Source organism: Streptomyces sp. NBC_00820, assembly GCF_036347055.1.
In the GTDB taxonomy this organism is placed as follows: domain Bacteria; phylum Actinomycetota; class Actinomycetes; order Streptomycetales; family Streptomycetaceae; genus Streptomyces.
Genome location: NZ_CP108882.1, coordinates 1,385,318 through 1,409,040 on the forward strand (window position 1 = coordinate 1,385,318; position 23,723 = coordinate 1,409,040).

Genomic DNA, 23,723 nt, shown 5'->3' on the forward strand with positions numbered 1-23,723 from the left:
CGTAGCCGAGCGGTAGCGCAGTGTCAGTGCCTGCCCCTACGCTTGCCCGCATGTCCCCCGATTCGATGCCCCCTGGTTACGCGCGGTCTGCCGCCGAAGTCAACGAGCAGATCCGGGCGTTGTGGCTGCGGACGAGCGGCTACCTGTCGGCCGGAGAGCGCGCGGAGTACGAGCTGCTGGTGGTCGAGTGGGCGGCGGCCATCCGAGGGGAGATCATCGAGGCGGCCTGAGCCCGCAAGCGGTGACCGGCAGGCGGACGCCCGGCCCACGAGCCCCGACGTCCCCGGCCGGCACCCATCCGGCGACGACCGGCAACGATGGGCACCCACCCGGCAACTGCCGGCGGTCACCAGGCAGGCCACCCCGGTCAGCGGCCGCCCGCCACCCGCAGCACCGTCCCCGTCGTGTACGAGGCCTCCGGCGACAACAGCCAGGAGACGGCCGCGGCGATCTCCTCGGCCCGGCCGGGACGCCGCAGAGGGATGGCGGAGGCCAGGCGGTGCGCGCGTTCCGGGTCGCCGCCCGTCGCGTGGATCTCGGTGTCAATGACCCCGGGAGCGATCGCGTTCACCCGGACGCCGTCGGGGCCGAGTTCCTTGGCGAGACCCAGGGTCAGGGCGTCGACGGCCGCCTTGGTCGCCGCGTAGTGGACGTACTCGCCCGGACTGCCGAGGGTGGCCGCGGCGGAGGAGACGTTCACGATCGCCCCGCCGCCGCGGGCCGTCATCAGTTGCGCGGCACGGCGTGAACACAGCAGCGTGCCCAGCAGGTTGACGTCCACGACCCGGCGCAGGACGTCGGTCCCGGTGTCGGTCAGCCGTCCGAGCCGCCCCGTGACCCCGGCGTTGTTCACCAGCCCCGTGACCGGGCCCAGTTGTTCTTCCGCGACCTCGAACAGCCGCTCCACGTCGGCCTCCACGGAGGTGTCGGCGCGCACGGCGACACACCGCGCGCCCGCCTCGCGCACCTCCCGCGCGACGCCCTCCGCCGCCTCCGTGTCCCGGACGTACCCGAGGACCAGGTCATGCCCGTCCGCCGCGAGCCGTCGGCAGGTCGCGGCGCCGATTCCCCGGCTGCCGCCCGTGACGACGGTGATGGCACGGCTCATCCTGTCCCCTCCAAAGCTCCGACGCTCCCAGGCCCCGGCAGCCTACGCCCGGCTCCGGTGACCGGTCGGGCGGGTCCACAGGGAGAGATCACTGCTCGTCGCGACGGCGATGGTTCGCCCCGAGGGAGAGAAACCGACCGCTCGCAGTTCGGAGTAGTGGGAGTGGAAGATGTGCCACCAACGCTCTCCGTGGGGACCGGAGTGGGGCAACCCACCGTCGCCGGACAGCAACACACGTTCGTTGGGCCACGCCGGGGTGACGACCTCCAGGGTCCAGCCGTCCTCGGTGGTGGTGTGCAGCCCTCCGCCGAAGAGCCCGGCGATGTGCACCCTGCTGCCGGCGACCGGGCCCAGCCCGGGGCATGTCAGATCGTCGGCAGCGTCGGGAGTGCTTTCCTCCGGGTCGGGATCGCGGTCCCGGGCGATCTTCTCCCCCGTGACGGCGTCGAAGAGACCATGACCGTCGCGCGAGACGACCATCACCAGGTCGTGGCCGCTGCCAGGGTGCGTCGCGAAGCCGATACCGAGAAGTCCGCCGACCGGGACGCGGCGCTCGGAAACAGGCTGCCAGGGCTCCGGCGCGGGTGTCACAGGGGCGGCGAGAAGCCGGTCCCGCAGAGCCTTTTGGTACGCGGAGAGCTTCGTTTCACAGCCTGGCTGCTCGGTCTGAGGCACTTTCCTGGTCCTGTTCGTCATCGCCGCATGATCCACGCACGGGCCTGTGGCCGCTTGCCGGTGCTCCATGCCCGCCTGCCGGTGGATCATCCGGTGAACTCCCGCGTTCGCCCGTGCCACCGGCGACGCTCCCGCCCCGGACGCGCACGAAGACCCCGCCGCTCACAGCAGGCTCTCGTCCCAGACCACCCAGCCCTCGCCCAGCTCACGGCGGAGCTCCTCCAGGGCCGCGTGCGCCTGCTCCTTGAAGAGCCGTAGCTCCTCGTCGGACCACGGCGACGGATTCGGCGGGTAGTCCCAGTCGATCGAACCCTGATACCACTCGGACAGCCTGGCCAGCTCGGCCATGACCGCCGGGCTTATCGGCAGCCGCTCCAGCACGCAGGGATGGCCGTACGGACTGCCCATGTCCTGCGGCCACAACGGAGTGTCCACTCCGGCCTCGAAGAAGAATCGCAGGTAGTGGGTCACACGGCATCCTCTCAGGCGTTCACCGGATCCGGTGCGGGCAGGGGCCGGGAACGCACCCGGACGACCCGGACCGTCCGGGTGCGGACGCGGTACTCCGGCTCCGGTGCGGCGAATTGATCGTTCACGGGGACCAGGTTCGGGGCCTGCGGCGCCCCGCGCCATCGAATATCGCGGCGCGCCTCTTGGCTCCGGGCTCCCGGTGCCCAACACTGTGCCGATGACGCAGCGTGTGGTGCTCGCGACCGTAATGGACCGACTGGCAGTGGACGAGCTGGTCACCGCGTACGCGGTGACCGCGGACGACGGTGACTGGACGGCGTTCCGGGGGTTGTTCACGGCGGACGGGCGGGCCGACTACCGTTCCGCCGGAGGTATCGAGGGCGACGCGGACCGGGTGACCGCGTGGCTCTCCGGGAGCCTGGCGCCGTTCGTGATGCGCCAGCACCTCATCGTCAACCGCCAACTGCGGTTCGGCGTACTGGACCACGACACCGGGGACACCGCCCGGGTGCGGGCCGACTACCTCAGCCCCCGGCGCCTGTCCGGCCCGGACGGTCCGGGCGCGCCCGACCTGGAGTGCGGCGGCCGGTACGACTTCGGGCTGCTGCGCACGACGGACGGCTGGCGCCTGAACGAGGTGATCGTGCACGAGAGCTGGCGCCGCGGAGCGGAGTCCGACCCGGCCTAGGGGCGCGTCCACGATGAACCCGCCCCCTGTCGGAGATCGTCCGCGGCGCGCACACTGGAGGCAGGCTGGGTAGGGAGCCCGTATGAGGACGATCAACCGCTGGCTGACCTCTCCCTGGCGGCGCTCGTGCGCCGCCGCCCTCGCGGGTGCGCTGCCCGTCCTCGCGTTCCCGGCGCCCTCGCTGTGGTGGTTCGCCTACGTCGCCCTGGTCCCGTGGCTCCTGCTGGCGCGCTCGGCGCCGACCGGACGGCGGGCGGCGTACGACGGCTGGTGCGGCGGTTTCGGGTTCATGCTGGCGGTACACCACTGGCTGCTGCCGAGCCTGCACGTGTTCATCTTCCTGATAGCGGCGCTGCTGAGCCTGCTGTGGGCGCCATGGGGGTGGCTGGCCCGCCGGTACCTGGGCGGGAGACCCTCACCGGGGCGGGGCGCGGCCGCGCTGCTGGTGCTGCCGTCGGCGTGGCTCGCGGTGGAACTGGTCCGCTCCTGGCAGGGGCTGGGCGGCCCCTGGGGCATGCTGGGCGCCAGTCAGTGGCAGGTGGGCCCGGCGCTGCGGCTGGCCTCGGTGGGCGGGGTGTGGCTGCTGAGCTTCCTGGTGGTCGCCGTGAACGTGGCGGTGACGGTGCTGGTGTCGGTGCGCGAGGCGCGGGTGCCGGCGGTGGCGTCGCTGGTGGCCACGGCCGCCGCGACCTCGGCGACGTGGCTGTGGGCACCTCGTCCGCACGTCGACGGCGGGGTCCGGATCGCCGTCGTACAGCCGGGCGTCGTGGACGGGCCGCACAGCGCGGCGAGACGCTTCGACCTGGAGGAGCGGCTGACCCGGCGACTGGCCGGGCGGCACATCGACCTGGTCGTGTGGGGCGAGTCCAGTGTCGGCCACGACCTGGCGGACCGGCCGGACCTGTCCCGGCGGCTCGCCGCGCTGTCCCGGGACACGGGCGCCGACCTCCTGGTCAACGTGGACGCCCGCCGCTCCGACCGCCCCGGCATCTACAAGAGTTCGGTCCTCGTGGGGCCCGGCGGGCCGACGGGCGACCGGTACGACAAGATGCGGCTGGTCCCGTTCGGCGAGTACGTTCCGGCGCGTTCCCTGCTCGGCTGGGCCACCTCGGTCGGCAAGGCGGCCGGCGAGGACCGGCGGCGCGGCGGCGAGCAGGTCGTGATGAACGTCGGGCACGGGCTGCGGATCGGCCCGCTGGTGTGCTTCGAGACCGCGTTCCCGGACATGAGCCGCCACCTCGCCGAGGACGGCGCGGACGTGCTGCTGGGCCAGTCCGCCACCTCGAGCTTCCAGGACAGCTGGGCCCCGGAGCAGCACGCGTCGCTCGCCGCGCTGCGCGCCGCCGAGACCGGCCGCCCGATGGTGCACGCCACGCTGACCGGGGTCTCCGCCGTCTACGGCCCCGGCGGGCAGCGTCTCGGCCCGTGGCTCGGCACCGACGAGAGTGCCGTCCACGTGTACGACGTCCCGCTCGCGCACGGGGTCACCCCGTACGTCCGCCACGGCGACTGGCCTGCGGACGGCGCGGTGCTGGTGCTCGCCGCGCTGTGTGCGACGGAGGGTGTGCGGGCGCTCAGGCTGCGCCGGAGCGGTCGAGAACCTCTCGCACCACCCGCTCGCAGAGTTCGTGAGTCGCCAGTGCGTCCCTGGCGCTGAGCACCTGGCCCGCGCGGACGGTGTCGAGGAAGGCGAGGACCGCCTGTTCGATGCCGCGCTGGCGGGACACCGGCACCCAGTCGCCGCGCCGGCGGACCGTCGGCTGTCCCTTGTGGTCGATGACCTCGGCGAGGTTGATCACCTGCCGCTTGGTGTCCTGCCCGGAGACCTCGAGGATCTCCTCGGCCGAGCCGCTGAGCCGGTTCATCACGCCGAGCGCGGTGAAGCCGTCACCGGCGAGCTGGAGCACGACGTGGTGGAGCAGGCCGCCCTCCGTGCGGGCGCGCACGCTGACGTCGTCGACGGGTCCGGGCACCAGGAAGCGCAGGGTGTCGACGACGTGGATGAAGTCGTCCAGGATCATGGAGCGCGGTTCCTCGGGCAGCCCGATCCGGTTCTTCTGCAGGAGGATCAGGTCGCGGGCGTGCTCCTGGCACTGGGCGTACCCGGGGGCGTAACGGCGGTTGAAGCCGACGAAGAGCGAGACGTCCCGCTGCTCGGCGAGGGCCACCAGCCGCTCGGAATCGGCGAGTTCGTAGGCGAGCGGCTTGTCCACGTAGGTGGGCACGCCCGCCTCCAGGAGCCGGGTGACGATCTCGGGGTGGACGGCGGTGGGCGCGTGCACGAAGGCCGCGTCGAGGCCGGCGTCCAGCAGGGAGTCCAACGTGGTGTGGCGCTGCGGGCCGGGCACGCGCAGCGTGTCCGCGACGCGCTCGAGAGTGGCGGGGGTACGGGTCTGGAGGTGCAGCTCGATCCCCGGCTGGGTGCCGAGCACCGGGAGGTAGGCCTTCTGCGCGATGTCCCCGAGTCCGATACAGCCGACCTTCACGTGCTCTCTCCTGCCGCTCTCCCACCGGGTTCTCCCGCCGGTTCCTCCCTCGCAGGATACGGGGGCCGCCGGTCGGCGATGCCGTCGAAGCCGCGCAGGAGGAGCGCGGGACCGGCCTTGGACGGCGGGTTCCTCCGGTGCCGCGGCGCCGAGTTGGGGGGAGATCCGCGAGGGGCTAGGTCCTGTCGTCAAACTCCCGTCGTCCGCCCGGAGGGCGGGCCTCGCGGCGTCAGGTGCGTTCTCTCGGCGTGCTGGGCCCTGGCCCGCGTACTGGATGTACGTGGGCCAGGGCCCGGTGCGGCGAGAGGACGTGCATGGCGTCGCGAGGCAGGCAGGAGTTTGACGACAGGGCCTAGCTTGATCTTTAACCTGTGCGGCGTGGTCGTGGGGTGGTTAACTTCTTCGTTTGCCGTTTCGCTGGCTGTGTTTTGCGGGGTGTGTGCACGTCGTGGCGGGGTGTGGGCCGGGTGTTCTTTCGGCCCGGTGGTCGTCCGGGACCGGGTCGGGAGGATTTCGGTGCTTGGGCTGGGCAGGCGGCTTGTGGGCGGATGTGCCGGAAGTCGCGGCGGACGCGGGCGGGTGTGAGTCGGTCTGGAGAACTGGGTTTCTCCCAGGGACGACGCAGGTCGGCTGCGAGCGGGCGAGCGAGACGGAGTTGCGCGTAGGCGGCGAGGATCAACCAGGTCCATCGGTCCGCCGCCTCGGGGGTGCGGATCTTCGGACAGGTCCAGCCGAGAGTCTGCTTGAACAGGCGGAACGTGTGCTCGATATCGAATCGCCGCAGGTAGGTCTGCCAGAGACGGTCGGTGTCCGCCGGGGTGGCGTCGGTGCCTGACCACCAGAGCCAGACCGGCTTGGGAGTTGCGCCGCTGGGCAGTTGGTCGATGTCCAGGCGGATCACGCTGCCCTCGACGATGGGGAGCGTGCCGTCGGCTGCGGCCCAGGAGGAACGGTGAGTCAGCTTGGGGTGCAGTCGGTCCCAGGAGCGGGCGGTGGCCTGGCCGTAGAGGCGTGTGTCGGTGACGGTTTTGGTGTCCGGGGTGCCCCAGGTGTCGGGCTGGCCGAAGACGAACTCGCTGCCGTGTCGGGGCGGGCGGCCCAGGATGTGAGGCTGGCGCTGCGGGACGGCCCGGCGCAGAACCCGGTCCGAGCGCATCCGGGCCAGCACCTGGACCGGCAGGTCTCTCAGCAGGAAGGCCAGGCGGGGCGCGTCGTATCCGGCGTCCGCGACGATGAGGATGTCCGGCGAGCCCGCGTGCCACTGCCCGGCTGTGATCAGTCGCTGGACCAGGTCACGCAGTTGTCGGGCGGTGACGGTGGCGGTGTCGTCGCCGGGTGCCAGTCGCAACGCGTCCAGGGGTGCAGTCCATGAGCTGCGGCCGGGCTCGAGCGCGCAGATGATCGAGTACGGCCAGCCGGGGATCGGGATGTGCTGGTCCTTGCCCCGGCCATAGGTGTGACACAGGATCCGCTGCGGTGAGGTGTGGGCATCGGGCCGCAGCCAGCAGGTGACATCGACAGCCAGGACGAGCCGGCCGTCGGCAGCACGCGGCAGCGGCACCGCGGCCAGCGCCTGCCGCAGCCGGTCGGCATCGATGCCTCCCCGGGAAACTGCTGCATAGAGCCCTCCGTGTCCGCGGCGGTGTTCGCCCACCAGTGACAGCTCGGCCAGCGACCTCACCGGTCCGTCACCGCACAGAACAGCGTCGGCCAGCTCGAACAGCGCATCCGAACGAGCGGTCAGGCAGGAGTAGAACTCGCCCCGGAAGCATGACAGTTGCGTCAGCGGTTCTTGTCGGGCACCACGATGCAGCAGACTCATCTTCACGGCCTTCGTGCTGGACGTGTGTGTTCCTTGGTCGGAGCACATGTTCAGACGAAGGCCGCTTTGACGTACGGCGATTACCGGACCGAGTGATCAAGTTCGACGCGCCATTCGACGCGGCACGTTAAAGATCAAGCTAGGGGAGTTGCTCGCGGAGACTTCCGGGCGACCCAAAACTCCTGGCCACTGCACGGGACTTGAAGCATGATGCGGGCATGACGATCACACGGGAAGAACCCGCCACCGACGCCGGGGAACGCGCCATGCTGGAAGGCTGGCTCGACTACCACCGCCAGACCCTGATCACGAAGTGCGAGGGGCTGACCGACCCGCAGCTGCGCACCGCCTCGGTGGAGCCGTCCGGACTGACGCTCCTGGGCCTGGTCCGGCATCTGACCGAGGTGGAGCGCTACTGGTTCCACGAGGTGCTGCTCGGCGAGGACCAGGGGCTGCTGTACTCGTCGGAGGAGGACCCGGACGGCGACTTCCGCGTCACCGAGTCCGACACCTGGCAGGAGACGTACGCCACCTGGCAGACCGAGGTGGCCGCGGCCCGGCGCGACGCCGCGGCCTTCGCGCTCGACGACTTCTCCAAGGGCCTCAGCAGGCGTACGGGCCGGCCGTTCAACCTCCGCTGGATCTACACCCACATGATCGAGGAGTACGCCCGGCACAACGGCCACGCCGACCTCGTCCGCGAGCGGATCGACGGCAGCACCGGCGACTGAGCGTCACCCTCGGTACCGCGGGTCACTCCCTGCGGGGCAGGAGATCACCCGTGCGGGGGCATCGGGCTCCCGTCCGCGGTGCCAAGACGGGGACCGAACCAGCAGAGTTGCGCGGGTGCATCGAAGGACGACCACCGCAGCGCTCCTGCTCACCGTCGCCGTCTCGGCCCTCTCCGGCTGCGTGACGGTCCAGCGGCAGGCGGCACCCGGCCCCCCGCCGGACACCGCGCCCTCACAGCCGGCGGCGCCCAGGACGGACGGCAGCGCCGAGCCCCGGGTCGTCCAGGCGCCGGCCCGGGAGGCACTGGAGATGGTCGGGCCGTCCCGCCACCCTCACCGACCCGGGCCCGGGGCCTCGCACCGTCCGCCGGCCCCTCCGGCCCCGCACCCTCCCCCGGCGCCGCCCGCCGCCCCACGCACCGCGCCGCGCCCGGACCGCCCCGACCACCCCCGGCACGCGCGCACCGGCGTCCCGGACGTCACCCGGGCGGTCCCGAAGGCGCCGGACGTGTGCGCCCTCGGCAAGCGGTACGGCGGCTGGCACAAGGACAGCCCCGAGGCGGTGATCTGCGGTCGGGCGTACGGCCGTTGACCGGCACGCGGCACCGCCCCGGAGGCCGGCACCCCGCCCGCACGCAGCCCGGCACCCCGGCACCCCGCCCGTACGGCTGCCCGGCTGCCCGGCTGCCCGGCTGCCCGGCTGCCCGGCTGCCCGGCTGCCGCAAGGCTCGGTGCCGCGGCCGTATCGGCGCCACCCGCCGCCGCGGAGTTCCGTGGCGTTCGAGCCGGCCGGCCTCAAAGGCCCCTGCGAGGCACTGCCGCGACCCGCACCACACACCGCGCACCGCATACCGTGTTCGCCCGGTGCCGCGCCCGCCCCGTACCGCGCGTGTCCGGCCGCGGCCCGCCGTACGACTCAGCTCGTGGGCCGCTGTCGAGGCGGTCCCCACCCCTCCCCGCCGGCGGGCCCGTCGTCGCCCAGGCGCAGTTCCAGACGGCTGATGGCCGCGCGGACCCCGGCGCCGTAGCCGTCGTCGGCGAGGGTGCCGGAGGCGCGGCGGGCCAGGGTGAGGTGGGTGCGGGCGGCCTCGGAGCGGCCGAGCTTCAGATAGTCGGCGGCGAGGTTGAGGTACAGGGAGGGATAGAAGCCGCGCACCGACGACGGGTCGGCTCCGGGGCGGCCGTCGGTCAGTTCCCCCGCCGCCGCCAACGCCCGCAGGTCCCAGGCCAGTTCGTCGGCCGGATCGTCCTGGGTGTCGGCGAGATAGTGCGCCAGTGTGCAGCGGTGCAACGGATCTCCGGCCGCACCCGTCTCGACCCAGAGTTCCAGGAGACGGCGCCTGGCCTCCTCGCGGTCGCCTCCGTGGTGCAGCATCACGACCTGCCCGATCCGCGTCAGCACGGCGTCCGGGGCCGCCGCCTGCTCCTGTCGCTCCGCCACCGCGTCCTCCGGACCGTCGCCGGCCGTGTCGACGGCCGTCACTCGGCAGCCGTGCCGGCAGCCGTCTCCTCGGCCGTCTCGCCGGCCCTCTGCACCGACGCTAACCGCAGGCGCCGGCAATCCCGGGCAGGCGGCCCCGTAACGACCCGGCGCCGCGCCCGGTCGGCGGGCGGGGGCGCGCACCGGATCCGGCCCGGGGCCGCGCCCCGTCGCCGGTCAGCCGAGGTCCGGGATCCGCCAGTCGATCGGCTCGTGGCCCTGCCCGGCGACGGCCTCGTTGATCTGCGTGAAGGGGCGGGAGCCGAAGAACTTCTTCGCGGACAGCGGGGAGGGGTGTGCGCCCTTGACCACGACGTGCCGGCTCTCGTCGATCAGCGGGAGCTTCTTCTGCGCGTAGTTGCCCCACAGCACGAAGACGGCCGGGTCGGGCCGGGACGCCACCGCGCGGATCACCGCGTCCGTGAACTTCTCCCAGCCCTTGCCCTTGTGCGAGTTGGCCTCGCCGGCCCGGACGGTGAGCACCGCGTTGAGCAGCAGCACGCCCTGCTCGGCCCACGGCATCAGGTAGCCGTTGTCCGGGATCGGCAGGTCCAGCTCCGCGTGCATCTCCTTGTAGATGTTCCGCAGGGAGGGCGGCGTCCTCACTCCGGGACGGACCGAGAAGCACAGCCCGTGGCCCTGGCCCTCGCCGTGGTAGGGGTCCTGGCCGAGGACAAGGACCTTGACCCGCTCGTACGGCGTCGCCTCCAGCGCGGCGAAGACCTGATCGCGCGGCGGATAGACGGGACCCTTCGCCCGCTCCTCCTCGACGAACTCGGTCAGCTCCTTGAAGTAGGGCTGGTCCAGCTCGTCGCCCAGAGCCCCGCGCCAGGACTCGGGCAGCATGGCGATGTCGGTCACGTCAACGTCCTCACGATGTGCGGTCACTTCCCGTTCCTCAGAACCTACAGGCGACCACTGACAATCGGGCAAGCGAGGACGCTCACCAGCTGGTCTTGCGGTGCAGCTCCCACATCATCATGATCGTCGACGGGTCCAGGGACCGCTCGCCGCCGGCGATGTCGTCGCTGGCGGCGAGGAACTGCCGGCCCTGCCACAGCGGGACGAGGCGGGTGTCGTTCACGATGATCTGCTGGGCCGCCCCCAGGTCCTTCACCACCTTGCCGCGGTCGGTCTCGGTGCGTGAATGGGGCAGCAGGACCGTGGTGATCGTCTTGGCCGGGTACGGCGTACCGAGCGCGTTCTTCTCGCCGACGAAGGGCGCGATGAAGTTGTCCGCGTCGGGGAAGTCGGGGAACCAGCCGCGGCCGAACACCGGGTACTCGCCCTTCTGGTAGCCGACCACGTAGGTCTTCCAGGGGCGGCTGCGGAGAGTGATCGTGAACAGGCCGGAGTTCTCCAGCTGCCGCTTCAGCTCCTGGAACATCACGGCCGTCTCGGAGCCGTAGCGGTCGGTGGTGTACCAGAAGGTGAGCGGGACGCGCTGGTGGATGCCCGCTCCGTCGAGGATCTTGCGCGCCTTGGCCACGCTCGGGTCGCCGAAGTCGTCGAAGTAGGAGGTGGTGTGGCCGGTCAGGCCCTTGGGGACCATGGAGTACAGCGGGTCCACGGTGTCCTTGTAGACCTTGTGCGCGATCGCGCCGCGGTCCACGATCTGGGCGACGGCCTTGCGCACCGCGGGCTGCTTGGCCCAGGAGTCCTTGGGGTTGAACACCAGGTAGCTGATGTCCGTGCCGGCGCCGTCGACCAGCTGCAGGTCGGAGCCGCCCTGCTTCTGCAGGTCGATGATGTCGTCGGCGGTGAGTCCCCGGTAGGTGACGTCGATCTGCTTGTCGCGCAGCGCCTTGACCATGGTGGCGGAGTCCTGGAAGTACCGGATGGTCACTTCGTTGTTCTGCCGGTCGGCGAAGCCGCGGTAGTGGTCGTTACGGACCAGGACGGCTTCCTTGCCCTCCTCGTAGGACTCCAGACGGTACGGCCCGGAGCCGTTGACCTGGCTGTCCTTGCGCAGTGAGCGGGAGGGGTAGTCGCTGGGGTCGACGATCGACATGGCCGGGGTGGCCAGCACGAACGGGAAGGTGGCGTCGGCCTTGTTGAGGTGGAAGACCACCTCACGGTCACCGACGGCTTCCACGCTCTCCAGGCTGCCGAGGAGTCCGGCGGGGCCGCTGGGGGCGTTGATGCTGCGGATGCGGTCTATGGAGTGCTGGACGGCCTTCGCGTTCAGCGGGTCGCCGTCGGCGAACTCCATGCCGTCGCGCAGCCTGCAGCTGTAGGTGCGGTTGCCGCTGTCGGTGAAGGCGCAGCTCTCGGCGGCGTCCGGCTGGGGCGTGGTGGCACCGTTCGGGTAGGCGAGGAGCGTCTGGTAGATGTTGCGGAACATCTCCCACGAACCGTCCCAGGCGCCTGCCGGGTCCAGCGTGCTGGGGGAACTCGTCGTCCCGACGACGATCGGTCCCTGGCTGTTCGGGTCGCTGGACAAAAGCCCGCAGCCGGTCGCCAGGGACAGGGACGCGATCGCCGCGACCCTCCGCAGGAATCGGTTCCGGTTGAACACGCGCACGCTCCTCGATCTGCCATACCAAGGGTCGGGTCGGCAGACCATACCGCAGCGCAGGGCCCCTTGAACCTCCCCTGAAACAGGGCTTGTTGATCAAACGGACGATGACGACGTTGTCATTGCGGCACCCGGACCGCAGTACGCGTTTCGGGCGCCGTTCCGCTGGGGAACGGCGCCCGGACGAGACGACCTGCGCGAAGGGACCGGGGTATCGGTCAGGCCACCCCGGCGTTGAGGAAGATGCCGCCGTCCACGACGAGCGTCTGACCGGTGACCCAGTCGGACTGCGTGGAGGTGAGGAACGCGGCCGCGCCGCCGATGTCGGAGGGCACGCCGAGCCGGCCGAGCGGGTAGGCGGCGGCCGCCTCCGCCTCACGGCCCTCGTACAGGGCCGCCGCGAACTTGGTCTTCACGACGGCCGGGGCGATCGCGTTGACCCGCACCTTGGGCGCGAACTCGTGCGCCAGCTGCTGGGTCAGGTTGATCATCGCGGCCTTGCTGACGCCGTAGGCGCCGATGAACGGCGAGGGCGCGAGGCCCGCGACCGAGGCGATGTTGACGATCGCGCCGCCGTTGTCCTTCTGCCAGGCGTGCCAGGTCTTCTGGGCGAAGCCGAGCGCCGAGACCACGTTGGTCTCGAACACCTTGCGGGCGACGTCCAGGTCGAGGTCGGCGATCGGGCCGAAGACCGGGTTGGTGCCCGCGTTGTTGACCAGGAAGTCGACGCGGCCGAAGGCCTCCATGGCGCGGCCGACGGCCTCGGCCTGGTGGTCGAGGTCGTGGGCCTTGCCGGCGACGCCGATGACGCGCTCGGCGCCGAGCCGCTCGACGGCCTCCTTCAGGGCGTCCTCGCCCCGGCCGGTGATGACCACGCGGTCACCGCGGGCGACGAACGCCTCGGCGACGCCGTAGCCGATGCCGCGGCTCGCGCCGGTGACGAGCGCGACCTTGCCGGAAAGCTCCGGGAGTTCAGTCATGTCCGTGTACTCCGATGTTCCCGAGTTCCCGAGTTGCCTAGTTCAGCGGTCCGCCGGCCACGTACAGCACCTGGCCGGAGACGAAGCCCGCCGCCTCGCCGGTGAAGAACGCGATGGCGTTGGCGATGTCCTCGGGCTCGCCGACACGCTGCACCGGGATCTGGGTGGCGGCGGCCTTCTTGAAGTCCTCGAAGCCCATGCCGACGCGGTCGGCGGTGGCCTTGGTCATCTCGGTGGCGATGAAGCCGGGAGCGACGGCGTTGGCGGTGATGCCGAACTTGCCCAGCTCGATGGCGAGGGTCTTGGTGAAGCCCTGCAGACCCGCCTTGGCGGCCGAGTAGTTGGCCTGGCCGCGGTTGCCGAGCGCCGAGGAGGAGGACAGGTTGACGATCCGGCCGAAGCCCGCGTCCACCATGTGCTTCTGGACGGCCTTGGTCATCAGGAACGAGCCGCGCAGGTGCACGTTCAGGACGGTGTCCCAGTCGGAGACGCTCATCTTGAACAGCAGGTTGTCGCGGAGCACGCCCGCGTTGTTGACCAGGATGACCGGGGCGCCGAGCTCCTCGGCGATCCGGGCGACGGCGGCCTCGACCTGGGCCTCGTCGGAGACGTCCGCGCCGACCGCGATGGCCTTGCCGCCGGCCGAGGTGATCTTCTCGACCGTGTCCTTGCAGGCGGCCTCGTCCAGGTCGATCACGGCGACCGCGTGACCCTCGGCGGCCAGTCGTACGGCGGTGGCGGCGCCGATGCCGCGCGCCGCGCCGGTGACTACCGCGACCCGCTGCTCAGTGGTGGACATTGCTGCTTCTCCTCGCCCTTGAGTGAACCTGCGGCGCGGTGAGCGACCGCTTAGTACCTTCAGCACACGTGACGCTAGAAGCCCTGGCACCCGGTGTCAACGGGACACCCGCCGGGTGTGATCCATTACCTCACCAGGAGGTCCAGCAGACGCTCGGTTTCGGCCGCGGGATCAGTGGTCAGTCCGGTGTGCACCGGGCCGGGCTGCACGATGGTGGAGCGCGGCGCGATCAGCCAGCGGTAGCGCCGTCCCGCGTCGTCCCGGGCCGCCTGTCCGGCCTCCTCGCCGCCCGCGCAGTGACGCTCGATCGCGGCGAGCGCGGCCCGGACCCCGCTCACGTCGGCCTCCGGGTCGAGGGCGAGCAGTCGCGCCTCGTCGAGGTGGGTGCGGGCACCGACGTAGCCCTGCGCACGGCAGTAGACGACGACGCCCGCGTTGATGCACTCGCCGCGCTCGACGCGGGGGACGACGCGCAGCAGGGCGTACTCGAACACGTCCCGGTCGCCGCCCTGGCCGGCTCGGGTGATGTGACGCTCGGTCACATGTCCGGCCATGTGGATGTGGCGCTCGCTCACTTGCCCTCCTGGAGGCCGTCGATGCGCTCGTGGACGACGGCCGCCCGGGCGAGCAGGGGCCGGGCATAGGCCCGGCGCAGGTCGTCCGGGGTGTCGAAGCCGGGTTCGTCCGCGAGCCAGGCGTCGGGGATCTGCGCGGTGACCTCGGCGAGCAGGTCCTCGGTGACCCGGGGGGCCAGCTCGGCCGCGGCGGCGGCCACGTCGGGGGCGAAGCGGGCGAGGGCGTGGTCGCAGGCGTCGTAGGGGCGGGCCGCGGAGGTCTCGACGGAGGGCCAGTTGTGGTGCCAGATCATGGTGGCGCCGTGGTCGATGAGCCACAGCTCGCCGCGGTGCACGAGGAGGTTGGGGTTGCGCCAGGAGCGGTCGACGTTGTTGACCAGCGCGTCGAACCAGACGATGCGCCCGGCCTCCTCGGGGCTCACCGCGAAGGCGAGCGGGTCGTAACCGAGGGCGCCGGAGAGGAAGTCCATGCCCAGGTTGACGCCGCCGCTGGACCGCAGCAGCTCCTGCACCTGCTGCTCGGGCTCGCCGAGCCCCAGTACGGGGTCCAGCCGGACGGTCACCAGCCGGGGCATCCGGAATCCGAGCCGGCGGGCGAGTTCCCCGCAGACGACCTCGGCGACCAGCGTCTTGCGGCCCTGTCCGGCGCCGGTGAACTTCATGACGTACGTCCCGAAGTCGTCGCCCTCGACGAGTCCCGGCAGCGAACCACCTTCACGCAGAGGCGTGATGTAGCGGGTCGCGGTGACCTCGGTCAACATATTCCCAGGCACTCCCAGTCACTAGCCTTACGATCCATGATCGCCTCCCATGGTGCGCACATCGGAGGATCTGCCGCACCCAACCCCGGGGAGAACCCGGGAAGTTCCCGCCGGCACCCTGGCCGACACCCTGGCCGGAACCCTGGCCGGAACCCTGGCCGACGCCTCTCCCCGGCGGTCCGTCGATGGCGACGCGCCCCTCGCTTCCGGCCTCCGGCGTGAAGTGAGCATAGTAACCGAGCGTAATAGTTGGTTCGGAATGCCCGAACCGTCGCGCCGGACCCGTCACCCTCCCCTCCGGCGCCACGGCCTACTTCCCGGCTCCCGTCGGGGTTCTTCCCGGGTCCGGCCGCGGTTCGGCCCGCCCGTCGCCGCCCGTACGGATGCGGCATCGGCGTTTCGGCCAAGTCCGCGGAAGACGGCACCCCGCGCCCGGCAACGGTCGGTGTAAACGACACGGACGCCTCCCCGCCCCGCCGAGCGGTTCGGAGCACGTCCGAAATACGTGTGTTCGATATCGATGCCGCCTCGTTGACCTGGGTGACAGCACCGGACGCCACCCAGCCGGAGAGAGCCATGCACTCCTCGCCCGTCCGCCCAGCCGCTCCCCCAACCACCGAGCATCTCAGGAGGATCGCCGGCACCCCGGCCAGAACGTTCCCCTCCCCCGGCGCGGTCCATGGGCCCCGCGTGGCCCACCGCGCTTCGGGGTGGCCGGCATGACCGAGCCCACCGCCGCAGCGGCCGGCGACGTCCCGCGTCCGCGTACCGCGCCTTTGTCCCCGCCGCCCGCCGCGGTGCCCGCCGGGCCGCAGGACGACAACCTGACCGACGAAATGGAGGAGACGTACTGGTCGGTCCACGACGGTGCCGCCGCCGGCGCCAGTGTGGGCCGGCTCCTGACGCGACTGCCGCGGATCACGGCTCTGATCGGCCGGCTCGCCTGGCGGGCCGACCCTCGTGCCACCGGCTGTGTCGTCGTGTGCCAGCTGGCTTCGGCGGTGATGACCGCCTTCGGTCTGCTCGCCTCCGTCTCGGTCCTGCAGCACTTGTTCGCGGAGGGTCCCACGCCCGACCGGGTGCGTGCGGCCGTTCCCCGGCTCCTGCTGGTCGTCGGCTTCCTGGCCGCCCGGGCGGTGCTCGACGCCGTCGTCGCGGTCGCACAGGCACGCGTCACTCCCAGGATCCGCACCTCGCTGGAGTGCGAGTTCCTCCGTCTCACCGGGCACGTACGGCTGGAGGCGGTCGAGGACGCCGACTGGCACGACGAGGTCCACCGGGCCAACGACCGGGGTCTTTTCTACGCACGGGCCATCGTCGGCCAGGTCGTCGCCCTCGCGTCCGCCGCGCTCGCGCTCGTCGGAACCGCCGGTGTGCTCGGCGTCCTGCATCCCGCGCTTCTTCCGCTGCTCCTGCTGTCCGTGCTGCCCGTCGGCGTCGCGGCCGTGCGCAGCGCACGCGCCAGGTTCGCCTCCTTCAAGCGGTGGAACGCCCTGCAGAGGCGCATCCGGGTCTTCTCCTGGCTGCTGCTGGACGTGGACGCCGCCGCCGAACTGCGCTCGGACACGGCCCAGGGAGCCCTGCTGCACGAGCACCGGGGGCTGACCTCGAAGATCGCGGCGGAGGACACCCGGCTGGGCGTGCACTCGGCGCTGCTCAACCTCGCGGGACGTGCCATCGGCGGACTCGGTACGGGCATCACCTACACCGCGCTCGCCGGCATGCTGACGGCCGGCTGGCTGCCGCTGGCCGCCGGCGCCGGCGCGGTCCTCGCCATCCAGTCCGGACAGGCCGCGCTCACGCGGCTCGTCGAGGTCTCCCACCTCGTCTACGAGCACGCCATGTGGGTGGACGACCTCCTCGCCGTACAGGAGCACAGCCGTCGGCTCCTCCCGCGGACGACGGAGGTGGCCGCTCCCTCGACCGTGCGGACGATCACCGTGACCGACGTGCACTTCACCTACCCCGGCAAGAGCACTCCCGCCCTGGACGGGATCAGCATGACCCTCCACGCCGGGCAGACGGTGGCGTTCGTCGGCCTCAACGGGTCGGGGAAGAGCACCTGCGCCAAGCTGCTGGCCGGCCTGTACGAGCCGCGCAAGGGCACGGTGTGCTGGGACGGCACCGACGTACGGAAGATGGACGCGCAGTCGCTGCAACGCCAGGTCGCCTGTGTGCTGCAGGAGCCGGTGCGCTATCCGTTCAGTGCCCTGGCCAACATCACCGCCGCGACCGGCACTCTGACGCAGGCCGATCCGGAACGCGCTCTGGCCGCCGCCCGCGCCTCCGGAGCCGACAGCGTCATCGCCTCCCTCCCTCAGACCTGGGCAACGCTGCTGTCCAAGCGGTTCAAGGGTGGACAGGAACTGTCCGGCGGCCAATGGGCGAAGATCGCGGTGGGGCGTGGGCTGTACAAGAACGCGCCCCTGCTCCTCCTCGACGAGCCGACCGCCAGCATGGATCCGCCCTCCGAACACGCCGTCTACGAGTCCGTGTTGCGCAGGCGTATGCGCGACGACCAGATCACGGTCCTCATCTCGCACCGGCTCGCCAGCGTCGTCGACTGCGACACGGTCTACGTCTTCGACAACGGCCGCATCACCGAGAGCGGCTCCCACCGGGACCTGATGGCCCTCGGCGGCACCTACGCCCAGATGTTCACCCTCCAGGCCGCCGGCTACCAGATCCACGACACCTCCGAAGAGGCCCTGTAGGGAACCCGGTTCACTGCGGGCCCCGCCCATTCCCGCGGCGTGAGGCCTGAGTTGCCCCGGTCCGCGGGCCAACTCGGAGGACATCGCCCCCTTCAGTGCACTGGGTGCCCGCCAGGAGGTCCTCCCCCCTGGCGGGCACCGGGCCGGCGTCCGGTCCCGGGAAATCCCCATCAACGCGAAGCCGGCGACATGTCCCGTTCCGGCTGGACCTAGGGGGTGTCGTTTGGATCAGGTCGGATCAGGTCGCGGCGTCCGGTGCGGTGCCTCGCAAGGCGGAGGATCTGCCGCGTACCGGACATACTCGGCTGATCCGACAACGCGGCGAGGTGCCGTGCCGGGCGGACCCCGAGCTGATCCAAACGACACCCCCTAGATTCCTCGCATGACCTCACACCTCAGTCACGGCGCCTCGGGAGCCATCCGACGCTTCGCCGGATGGGTCGCCCGCGGCTCGGCAGGCCACCCGATACTGGAGGGGATCGACTACTGGGAGGACCTCAGGGACTCGCCCTCTCAGATGGAGACCTGTTTCGCCGTCTTCGCCAACGTCCTGGAACTCGACAAGCGGGGAGAGCCCGTCAACGAGAAGTACGCCGAGCGCCGCGCCGCGACGTGGCTCCACCGCTACTGCACGGGGTCGCTTCCCCCGGGCGAGAAGGACATCGAGCCGTGGGAATGCGCGCTCTACTGAGAGCCGGCCACGTCGGACACGGAAGTCGACACATGTACGGCCGCCCTGTGAACGGGTGGCGCCCCGGGGCCGTACCCCTCTATGGATCACGCGTGCATCGATCACGAACAGGCCCCGCGGAAGGGAACGCCCACATGACCAGCGCATCGTTCAAACCCGAAGCGGGACCGGGCCGCCGTACCGTCATGGCGGCGGCAGGAGCGGCCGGTCTCGCCGCCGCGCTGACCGCCTGCGGTTCGGACGACAAGTCGTCCGACGCCGCCGACACCGTGTCCGGCGGTGGGGATGGGGGCGCGGCACTGGCCAAGACCGCGGACATCCCCGAGGGCGGCGGCAAGATCTTCAAGGACCAGAGCGTCGTGGTGACGCAGCCGACAGCGGGCACCTACAAGGCCTTCTCGTCGAAGTGCACCCACCAGGGCTGCGCGGTCAGCAGCATCGCGAACGGCGTGATCGTCTGTCCGTGCCACGGCAGTCACTTCTCGGTCGAGGACGGCAGCGTCAAGCACGGGCCGGCGACCCAGCCCCTGCCCGCCCAGAAGATCACCGTCTCCGGCGACGACATCAAGCTGGCCTGAGCCGACGCCCGTCCCCGTGGCCTCCACCACGACTTCCACCGCGACCTCCTCCGTGGTCTCCTCCGTGACCGCCGCGGTCGCGGCCGCGGGGAAGCAACGGTGGAAGCCGTGGAAGAGGCCGCGGAGAGATCGGGGAGAGGTCGCGGAAGGGCCATGGGGCGGCCCTGAGTCGGCTGCGGAAAGGCCACGGAGTGGCCGCGGAGAGGCTGCGGAAGACTCGGGCATGACGAGGGAGAAAAAAGGGGGCCGCATGTCCGATGCTCAGCAGCGCCGGGGCCGGAAGATCATGATGACGCCCGGCGAGCTGGACGTTTTCCTCACCGCTCAGCGCACCTGCCGGGTCGCCAGCGTCTCGGCGGACGGCGCGCCGCACGTGAGCGCGCTGTGGTTCGCCTGGGACGGCACCTCGCTGTGGCTGTACTCCGTGGTGCGCAGCAGGCGTTGGACCCAACTGCGCCGCGACCCGCGGGTGGCGGTGGTGATCGACTCGGGTGAGGAGTACGACCAGTTGCGCGGCGCCGAGCTGTCCGGGCGGGCGGAGTTCGTGGGCGAGGCACCCCGGACCGGCGAGCTGTGCGCCGAACTCGACCTGCCGGAAACGCTGTTCGCGCGCAAGTACTTCGGCCTGAACGAGCTGCCGCACGACGGCCGGCACGCCTGGGCCCGGCTCACCCCGGAGAAGGTCGTGTCCTGGGACTTCCGGAAGCTGGGCGCGCGATAGGAAACGGTGGCGGTCCGTACGGCGTCGACACGCACTCCGGGTGAGCCGACCCCGACGGGCCGTGCGCGCGCTCAGTCCGACGCGATCCGGCGTGCCACCGCCCCCAGCGCCCCGACCGCCGCCCGGATCGACGGGCGGCGGTCCGCGTCCGCGCGCCAGACGACGTAGACGTGCCGGCGAACGCGCTGCCTGAGCGGAACCAGCACCACGTTCGCGGGCACCGGGTCACGCCCCAGCAGCGGTGCGATGCACACCCCCAACCCGGCTGCCACCAGGTTGAGTTGGGTGTGCGTCTCGCCCGCACGGTGGCCGACGATCGGCTCGATGCCCTTCGAGCGCAGCGTGAAGATCAGCCACTCGTGGCAGAACTCGCCCTCGCCCCAGGTGATCCACTCGTCCTCCGCGAACTCGGCGAGGTCGACCTCGTCGCGGTGTGCGAGCCGGTGCCCGACGGGCAGGGCGACGTCCGCGGGATCGTCCAGCAGCGGCGCCTTGACCAGACCGTCCGGCACCGGCATCGGCTTGTTGTACCAGTCGAGGACGACGGCGAGATCGAGGTCGCCGCGCAGGACACCGGCGATGCCCCGTTCGGGTTCCAGTTCGCTGGAGCGCACCCGCAGTCCCGGATGCTCGGCGCGCAGGGCGGCGAGGGCGGCCGGGAACAGACCGCGGGCGGCGGTCGGGAACGCCGACAGCCGCAGCTCGCCGACGACCTGCCCCCGGTGTGCCTCCAGGTCGGACTGGGCCAGCTCGACCTGGGAGAGGATGCGCGCCGCGTGCTCGGACAGCCGCCGGCCGGCGTCCGTGAGCCGTACCCCTCGCCCGTTCTTGGCGAGCAGCCGCTGACCGACCTCCCGCTCCAGCTTGCCCAGCTGCTGCGAGACGGCGGACGTGGTGACGTGCAGCGCGTCCGCGGCGGCGCTGACGGAGCCGTGGCGGGCGAGGGCGTCCAGGGTGCGCAGGCGCTCCAGGTTCAACATGTAAGCAATCCTAAGAGGTACCGTGCGAGAAGTCTCGATTGTGCTACGAGGTTGCGCCCAGCATCCTTGGCGGCATGAGCACGGTCACCACTCCCCGGACCCAGTCCCCCGCCGCCACTCCGCCCCGCTCCGACCCACATCCCCACCCCGAACCCCGCCCGCGCCTCGACTGGCGCCTGCGCTTCGGTGCCCTGTCCCTGATCTGGGGATTCAGCTTTCTGCTGATCAAGGTGGGCACCGCCGGCTACGCGCCCTTCCAGGTCACCCTGGGCCGACTGGTGTTCGGCACGGCGGTCCTGGCGGCGGCGATGGCCGTGAAGCGGGAGCGGCTGCCGCGCGGGGCGCGCGTGTGGGGGCACATGGCGGTCGCCGCGTTCTTCCTGAACGCCCTGCCGTTCTCCCTCTTCGCCTACGCGGAGCTGACGATCCCGTCGACCCTGGCCGGGATCTGCAACGCCACCTCACCCCTGTGGGGCATGATCCTTTCCCTGGTCGCCCTCTCCGAGGACCGGCCGACCCGGGTGCGCATCGCCGGCCTCGGCCTGGGCTTCCTCGGGGTGCTGACGGTGCTCGGCGCGTGGCAGGGCTTCCACGGCCTCGACGCCACCGGCACGGCGTTGGCGCTGCTGGCCTCGCTGAGCTACCCGATAGGCTGGATCTACGTACGCCGGACCCTGGCAGGTACGGGCAACTCCCATCTGTCCCTGACCGGCGCGCAGTTGCTGCTGGCGACGGTCCAACTGGCCGTGGTCACCCCTGCCTTCACCAGCCTCCCCACACACTTCCCGCTCGTCCCGCTGCTGGCGACAGCCGCGCTGGGCGCCCTCGGCACAGGGCTGGCGGTCCTCATCCAGTACGGCCTGGTCGCCGAAGTGGGGCCCACGACGGGCCAGATGGTCACGTACTTCATCCCGGTCATCGCCACGGCCGCCGGCGTGGCGATCCTCGGGGAGTCGCTCCGCTGGACCACGCCGGTCGGCGCGGTGATCGTCATCGCGGGGGCGGCTCTGACCCAGGTACGCCGGCGCTCCGGAAGCGCGGAGCCCCGGACCCCGAGGCTCACCCGCCTCCGCGGCCGCGCGTAACCACCGCGACCGGCGCCGCGCAGACCGGCCTCGAATGGCGCCGCGTCGACCAGCCTCGACCGGACACCGTGCAGACCTGCCTCGACCGGCGCCGCGTCGTCCGGCCCCGACCGGCGCCGCGGCGAACGCCCTTGAGTCGCATCGCGCCAATCGCTCCGCCGCGCCCCGGCTGTTCGGCCGCCCAGCCGTGGCGCGCTCCGGTGCCTTCCGCCCCGCTTCCCCAGCGGTCGCGCGTTCCGGTGACGTCCGCCCCACTCCCCCAGCCGCACGCACCGGACCCCGCTCGCACCCGCCGGAACCCTCGGCACACCGGAGCCGGCCAGACCCGGAAGACGGGCCCTTAGGGGGTGTCGTTTGGATCAGCTCGGGTCCGCGACGCCCGGCACGGCACCTCGCCGCGTTGTCGGATCAGCCGAGTACGTCCAGTACGCGGCAGATCCTCCGCCTTGCGAGGCACCGCACCGGACGCCGCGGCCTGATCCGACCTGATCCAAACGACACCCCCTAGCTGTACGCGCGCGCTGGCACCGGACCCGCCGCCGCCGCGATCGCGTCCGCCAAGGGATCGACCTCGGCCGGAGTCAGTGTGGACACCGTGATGCGGATTCCCGGTGGCGTGTTCAGGCGGTAGCGGGCGCCAGGGGAGACCGCCCAGCCCGCGTGCAGCAGGCGGGCGACCGTCGCGGTCTCGTCGCGGACCGGCACCCACACGTTCAAGCCGCTCCTGCCGTGGGCGACGACACCGCGCCGGGCGAGGGCGTCGACCAGCCGGCCCCGGCGGCTGCCGTACGCCTCGGCCACCGCCGCCCCGTCCACCGCGCCCTCGGTCCACAGCCGGACCACGGCCCGCTGGAGCAGCAGACTCACCCAGCCCGGACCCAGCCGCTGGCGCCCCCGCACCCGGTCCACCGTGACGGGGTCGCCGGTGAGGACGGCGAGGCGCAGGTCGGGGCCGTAGGCCTTGGCCACGGAGCGGACGAAGGCCCAGTGGCGGGTGACGCCGGCCAGCGGGTGCAGCGGGAGGTCCACGATGCCGTGCCCGTGGTCGTCCTCGACGAGGAGGGTCTCCGGATGATCGCGCAGCACCGCGCGCAGGGCACGCGCGCGCGTGGCGCTCACCGAGGCCCCGGTCGGATTCTGCGCGCGGTCGGTGACGAGCAGGGCGCGCGCCCCGGCGTCCAGGGCGCGGCGCAGGTCCTCCTCGCGCGGGCCGTCGTCGTCCACGCCCACCGGCACCGTGCGCAGCCCCAGCGCCGGGACGAGGTCGAGGGTGCGACCCCAGCCGGGGTCCTCCACGGCGACCGCGTCGCCGGGCTTGAGGTGTGCGGACAGGACGCGTTCGACGGCGTCGAGCGAGCCCGAGGTGACGGTGAGCGGTCCTTCGGGGACGCCGTCGGCGGCGAGTCCGGCCCGGGCGAGGCGCGCCAGGTCCGGGTCCACGGGGTCGGCGCCGTACAGGACGGGCGCCCGGTCCGCGTCCGCCGCCGCGGCCGCGAACGCGGGGGCGAGGGGCGGGAGCAGTGCCGGGTCGGGGTTGCCGCTGGAGAGGTCCCGTACCCCGGCGGGCACCTCCACCCGCAGGTCCTCGCGCCCCGTCGTGGCCGGCTTGGGCCGGACCCGGCTGCCCCGGCGCCCGGCGGTCTCGATCACCCCGCGCTCGCGCAGGGTGCGGTAGGCGGCCGCGACCGTGTTCGGGTTCACCCCGAGCGCGGTCGCCAACTCCCGCATGGGAGGCAGCGGTTGGCCCGGTTCCAGCTCTCCGGCGCCGACCGCGCGCTCGACACTGGCCGCGATCTCCGCAGCACCCCGACCCTGAATCGGATACTCTCCTAGCACAAACTCCATTATGCACTAGTGCAA

The 23,723-nt window shown here is 71.8% G+C and carries 24 protein-coding genes; 10 read left to right on the forward strand and 14 right to left on the reverse strand.

Annotated features, from left to right (window positions below; genetic code table 11):
- The first annotated feature begins 50 nt into the window (after positions 1-50).
- On the forward strand, positions 51-230 hold the full coding sequence (locus tag OIB37_RS06375; protein WP_330456548.1) for a hypothetical protein: 180 nt from the start codon (positions 51-53) through the stop codon (positions 228-230).
- Between the two features lie 137 nt (positions 231-367).
- Here the strand turns inward: OIB37_RS06375 and OIB37_RS06380 are convergent, their stop codons facing one another.
- The 3 genes from OIB37_RS06380 to OIB37_RS06390 form a co-directional block, all read right to left on the reverse strand.
- Complete coding sequence (locus tag OIB37_RS06380) at positions 368-1,108, reverse strand: SDR family NAD(P)-dependent oxidoreductase (RefSeq protein ID WP_330456549.1); 741 nt, start codon at positions 1,106-1,108, stop codon at positions 368-370.
- 42 nt (positions 1,109-1,150) lie between these two features.
- Positions 1,151-1,804 carry a hypothetical protein gene (locus OIB37_RS06385; RefSeq protein WP_330456550.1) on the reverse strand — a complete coding sequence of 218 codons (654 nt, stop codon included), beginning with the start codon at positions 1,802-1,804 and terminating at the stop codon, positions 1,151-1,153.
- A gap of 141 nt (positions 1,805-1,945) precedes the next feature.
- On the reverse strand, positions 1,946-2,254 hold the full coding sequence (locus OIB37_RS06390) for a hypothetical protein (RefSeq protein WP_330456551.1): 309 nt from the start codon (positions 2,252-2,254) through the stop codon (positions 1,946-1,948).
- Positions 2,255-2,471: 217 nt separating this feature from the next.
- Between OIB37_RS06390 and OIB37_RS06395 the strand changes: the two genes are divergently transcribed.
- Both OIB37_RS06395 and lnt read left to right on the forward strand, forming a co-directional pair.
- Positions 2,472-2,942 (forward strand): nuclear transport factor 2 family protein, encoded by a 471-nt coding sequence (locus tag OIB37_RS06395; protein ID WP_330456552.1) that lies wholly within the window; start codon positions 2,472-2,474, stop codon positions 2,940-2,942.
- 82 nt (positions 2,943-3,024) lie between these two features.
- A complete protein-coding gene (gene lnt, locus OIB37_RS06400) occupies positions 3,025-4,599 on the forward strand; it encodes an apolipoprotein N-acyltransferase (RefSeq protein ID WP_330456553.1) in 1,575 nt (524 codons plus the stop codon).
- On the opposite strand, the gene OIB37_RS06405 is transcribed toward lnt, so the two are convergent.
- Together OIB37_RS06405 and OIB37_RS06410 are read right to left on the reverse strand one after the other, a co-directional pair.
- Positions 4,517-5,428: a Gfo/Idh/MocA family protein gene (locus OIB37_RS06405; RefSeq protein ID WP_330456554.1), complete on the reverse strand. Its 912-nt coding sequence runs from the start codon at positions 5,426-5,428 to the stop codon at positions 4,517-4,519. The genes lnt and OIB37_RS06405 overlap by 83 nt on opposite strands.
- 364 nt (positions 5,429-5,792) lie before the next feature.
- Complete coding sequence (locus OIB37_RS06410) at positions 5,793-7,250, reverse strand: NF041680 family putative transposase (protein ID WP_330455968.1); 1,458 nt, start codon at positions 7,248-7,250, stop codon at positions 5,793-5,795.
- A gap of 218 nt (positions 7,251-7,468) precedes the next feature.
- Between OIB37_RS06410 and OIB37_RS06415 the strand changes: the two genes are divergently transcribed.
- On the forward strand, positions 7,469-7,981 hold the full coding sequence (locus OIB37_RS06415; protein WP_330456555.1) for a DinB family protein: 513 nt from the start codon (positions 7,469-7,471) through the stop codon (positions 7,979-7,981).
- A 115-nt stretch (positions 7,982-8,096) separates the two neighbouring features.
- Positions 8,097-8,573: a hypothetical protein gene (locus tag OIB37_RS06420; protein ID WP_330456556.1), complete on the forward strand. Its 477-nt coding sequence runs from the start codon at positions 8,097-8,099 to the stop codon at positions 8,571-8,573.
- A 324-nt stretch (positions 8,574-8,897) separates the two neighbouring features.
- Here the strand turns inward: OIB37_RS06420 and OIB37_RS06425 are convergent, their stop codons facing one another.
- The 7 genes from OIB37_RS06425 to OIB37_RS06455 form a co-directional block, all read right to left on the reverse strand.
- Complete coding sequence (locus OIB37_RS06425) at positions 8,898-9,422, reverse strand: hypothetical protein (protein WP_330461775.1); 525 nt, start codon at positions 9,420-9,422, stop codon at positions 8,898-8,900.
- A 216-nt stretch (positions 9,423-9,638) separates the two neighbouring features.
- Entirely contained in the window at positions 9,639-10,322 is a 684-nt protein-coding gene (gene ung / locus OIB37_RS06430) for a uracil-DNA glycosylase (protein ID WP_330461776.1), read from the reverse strand.
- Between the two features lie 82 nt (positions 10,323-10,404).
- On the reverse strand, positions 10,405-11,979 hold the full coding sequence (locus OIB37_RS06435) for an ABC transporter substrate-binding protein (RefSeq protein ID WP_330456557.1): 1,575 nt from the start codon (positions 11,977-11,979) through the stop codon (positions 10,405-10,407).
- A 218-nt stretch (positions 11,980-12,197) separates the two neighbouring features.
- A complete protein-coding gene (locus OIB37_RS06440; RefSeq protein ID WP_330456558.1) occupies positions 12,198-12,959 on the reverse strand; it encodes an SDR family oxidoreductase in 762 nt (253 codons plus the stop codon).
- Positions 12,960-12,996: 37 nt separating this feature from the next.
- On the reverse strand, positions 12,997-13,758 hold the full coding sequence (fabG, locus tag OIB37_RS06445; RefSeq protein WP_330456559.1) for a 3-oxoacyl-ACP reductase FabG: 762 nt from the start codon (positions 13,756-13,758) through the stop codon (positions 12,997-12,999).
- 125 nt (positions 13,759-13,883) lie between these two features.
- The gene (locus OIB37_RS06450) at positions 13,884-14,333 is read right to left on the reverse strand and encodes a DUF3037 domain-containing protein (protein WP_330456560.1); all 450 of its coding nucleotides are present in this window, start codon (positions 14,331-14,333) and stop codon (positions 13,884-13,886) included.
- The gene (locus tag OIB37_RS06455) at positions 14,330-15,094 is read right to left on the reverse strand and encodes a HipA family kinase (protein ID WP_330456561.1); all 765 of its coding nucleotides are present in this window, start codon (positions 15,092-15,094) and stop codon (positions 14,330-14,332) included. Before OIB37_RS06455 ends, OIB37_RS06450 begins: the two co-directional genes overlap by 4 nt.
- A 719-nt stretch (positions 15,095-15,813) precedes the next feature.
- Between OIB37_RS06455 and OIB37_RS06460 the strand changes: the two genes are divergently transcribed.
- The 4 genes from OIB37_RS06460 to OIB37_RS06475 all read left to right on the forward strand — a co-directional run bounded on the left by OIB37_RS06460 (position 15,814) and on the right by OIB37_RS06475 (position 19,798).
- A complete protein-coding gene (locus OIB37_RS06460; protein WP_330456562.1) occupies positions 15,814-17,808 on the forward strand; it encodes an ATP-binding cassette domain-containing protein in 1,995 nt (664 codons plus the stop codon).
- Between the two features lie 382 nt (positions 17,809-18,190).
- A complete protein-coding gene (locus OIB37_RS06465) occupies positions 18,191-18,499 on the forward strand; it encodes a DUF7677 family protein (RefSeq protein ID WP_330456563.1) in 309 nt (102 codons plus the stop codon).
- A 134-nt stretch (positions 18,500-18,633) separates the two neighbouring features.
- Entirely contained in the window at positions 18,634-19,077 is a 444-nt protein-coding gene (locus OIB37_RS06470; RefSeq protein ID WP_330456564.1) for a Rieske (2Fe-2S) protein, read from the forward strand.
- Positions 19,078-19,327: 250 nt separating this feature from the next.
- A complete protein-coding gene (locus tag OIB37_RS06475; RefSeq protein WP_330456565.1) occupies positions 19,328-19,798 on the forward strand; it encodes a pyridoxamine 5'-phosphate oxidase family protein in 471 nt (156 codons plus the stop codon).
- Positions 19,799-19,869: 71 nt separating this feature from the next.
- Here the strand turns inward: OIB37_RS06475 and OIB37_RS06480 are convergent, their stop codons facing one another.
- Positions 19,870-20,778, reverse strand: coding sequence for a LysR family transcriptional regulator (locus OIB37_RS06480; RefSeq protein ID WP_330456566.1), 909 nt, complete (start codon positions 20,776-20,778; stop codon positions 19,870-19,872).
- Positions 20,779-20,852: 74 nt separating this feature from the next.
- Between OIB37_RS06480 and OIB37_RS06485 the strand changes: the two genes are divergently transcribed.
- A complete protein-coding gene (locus OIB37_RS06485) occupies positions 20,853-21,863 on the forward strand; it encodes a DMT family transporter (protein ID WP_330456567.1) in 1,011 nt (336 codons plus the stop codon).
- A gap of 504 nt (positions 21,864-22,367) precedes the next feature.
- Here OIB37_RS06485 and OIB37_RS06490 read toward each other — a convergent pair.
- Positions 22,368-23,699 carry an aminotransferase class I/II-fold pyridoxal phosphate-dependent enzyme gene (locus tag OIB37_RS06490; RefSeq protein WP_330456568.1) on the reverse strand — a complete coding sequence of 444 codons (1,332 nt, stop codon included), beginning with the start codon at positions 23,697-23,699 and terminating at the stop codon, positions 22,368-22,370.
- Positions 23,700-23,723 lie beyond the last annotated feature (24 nt).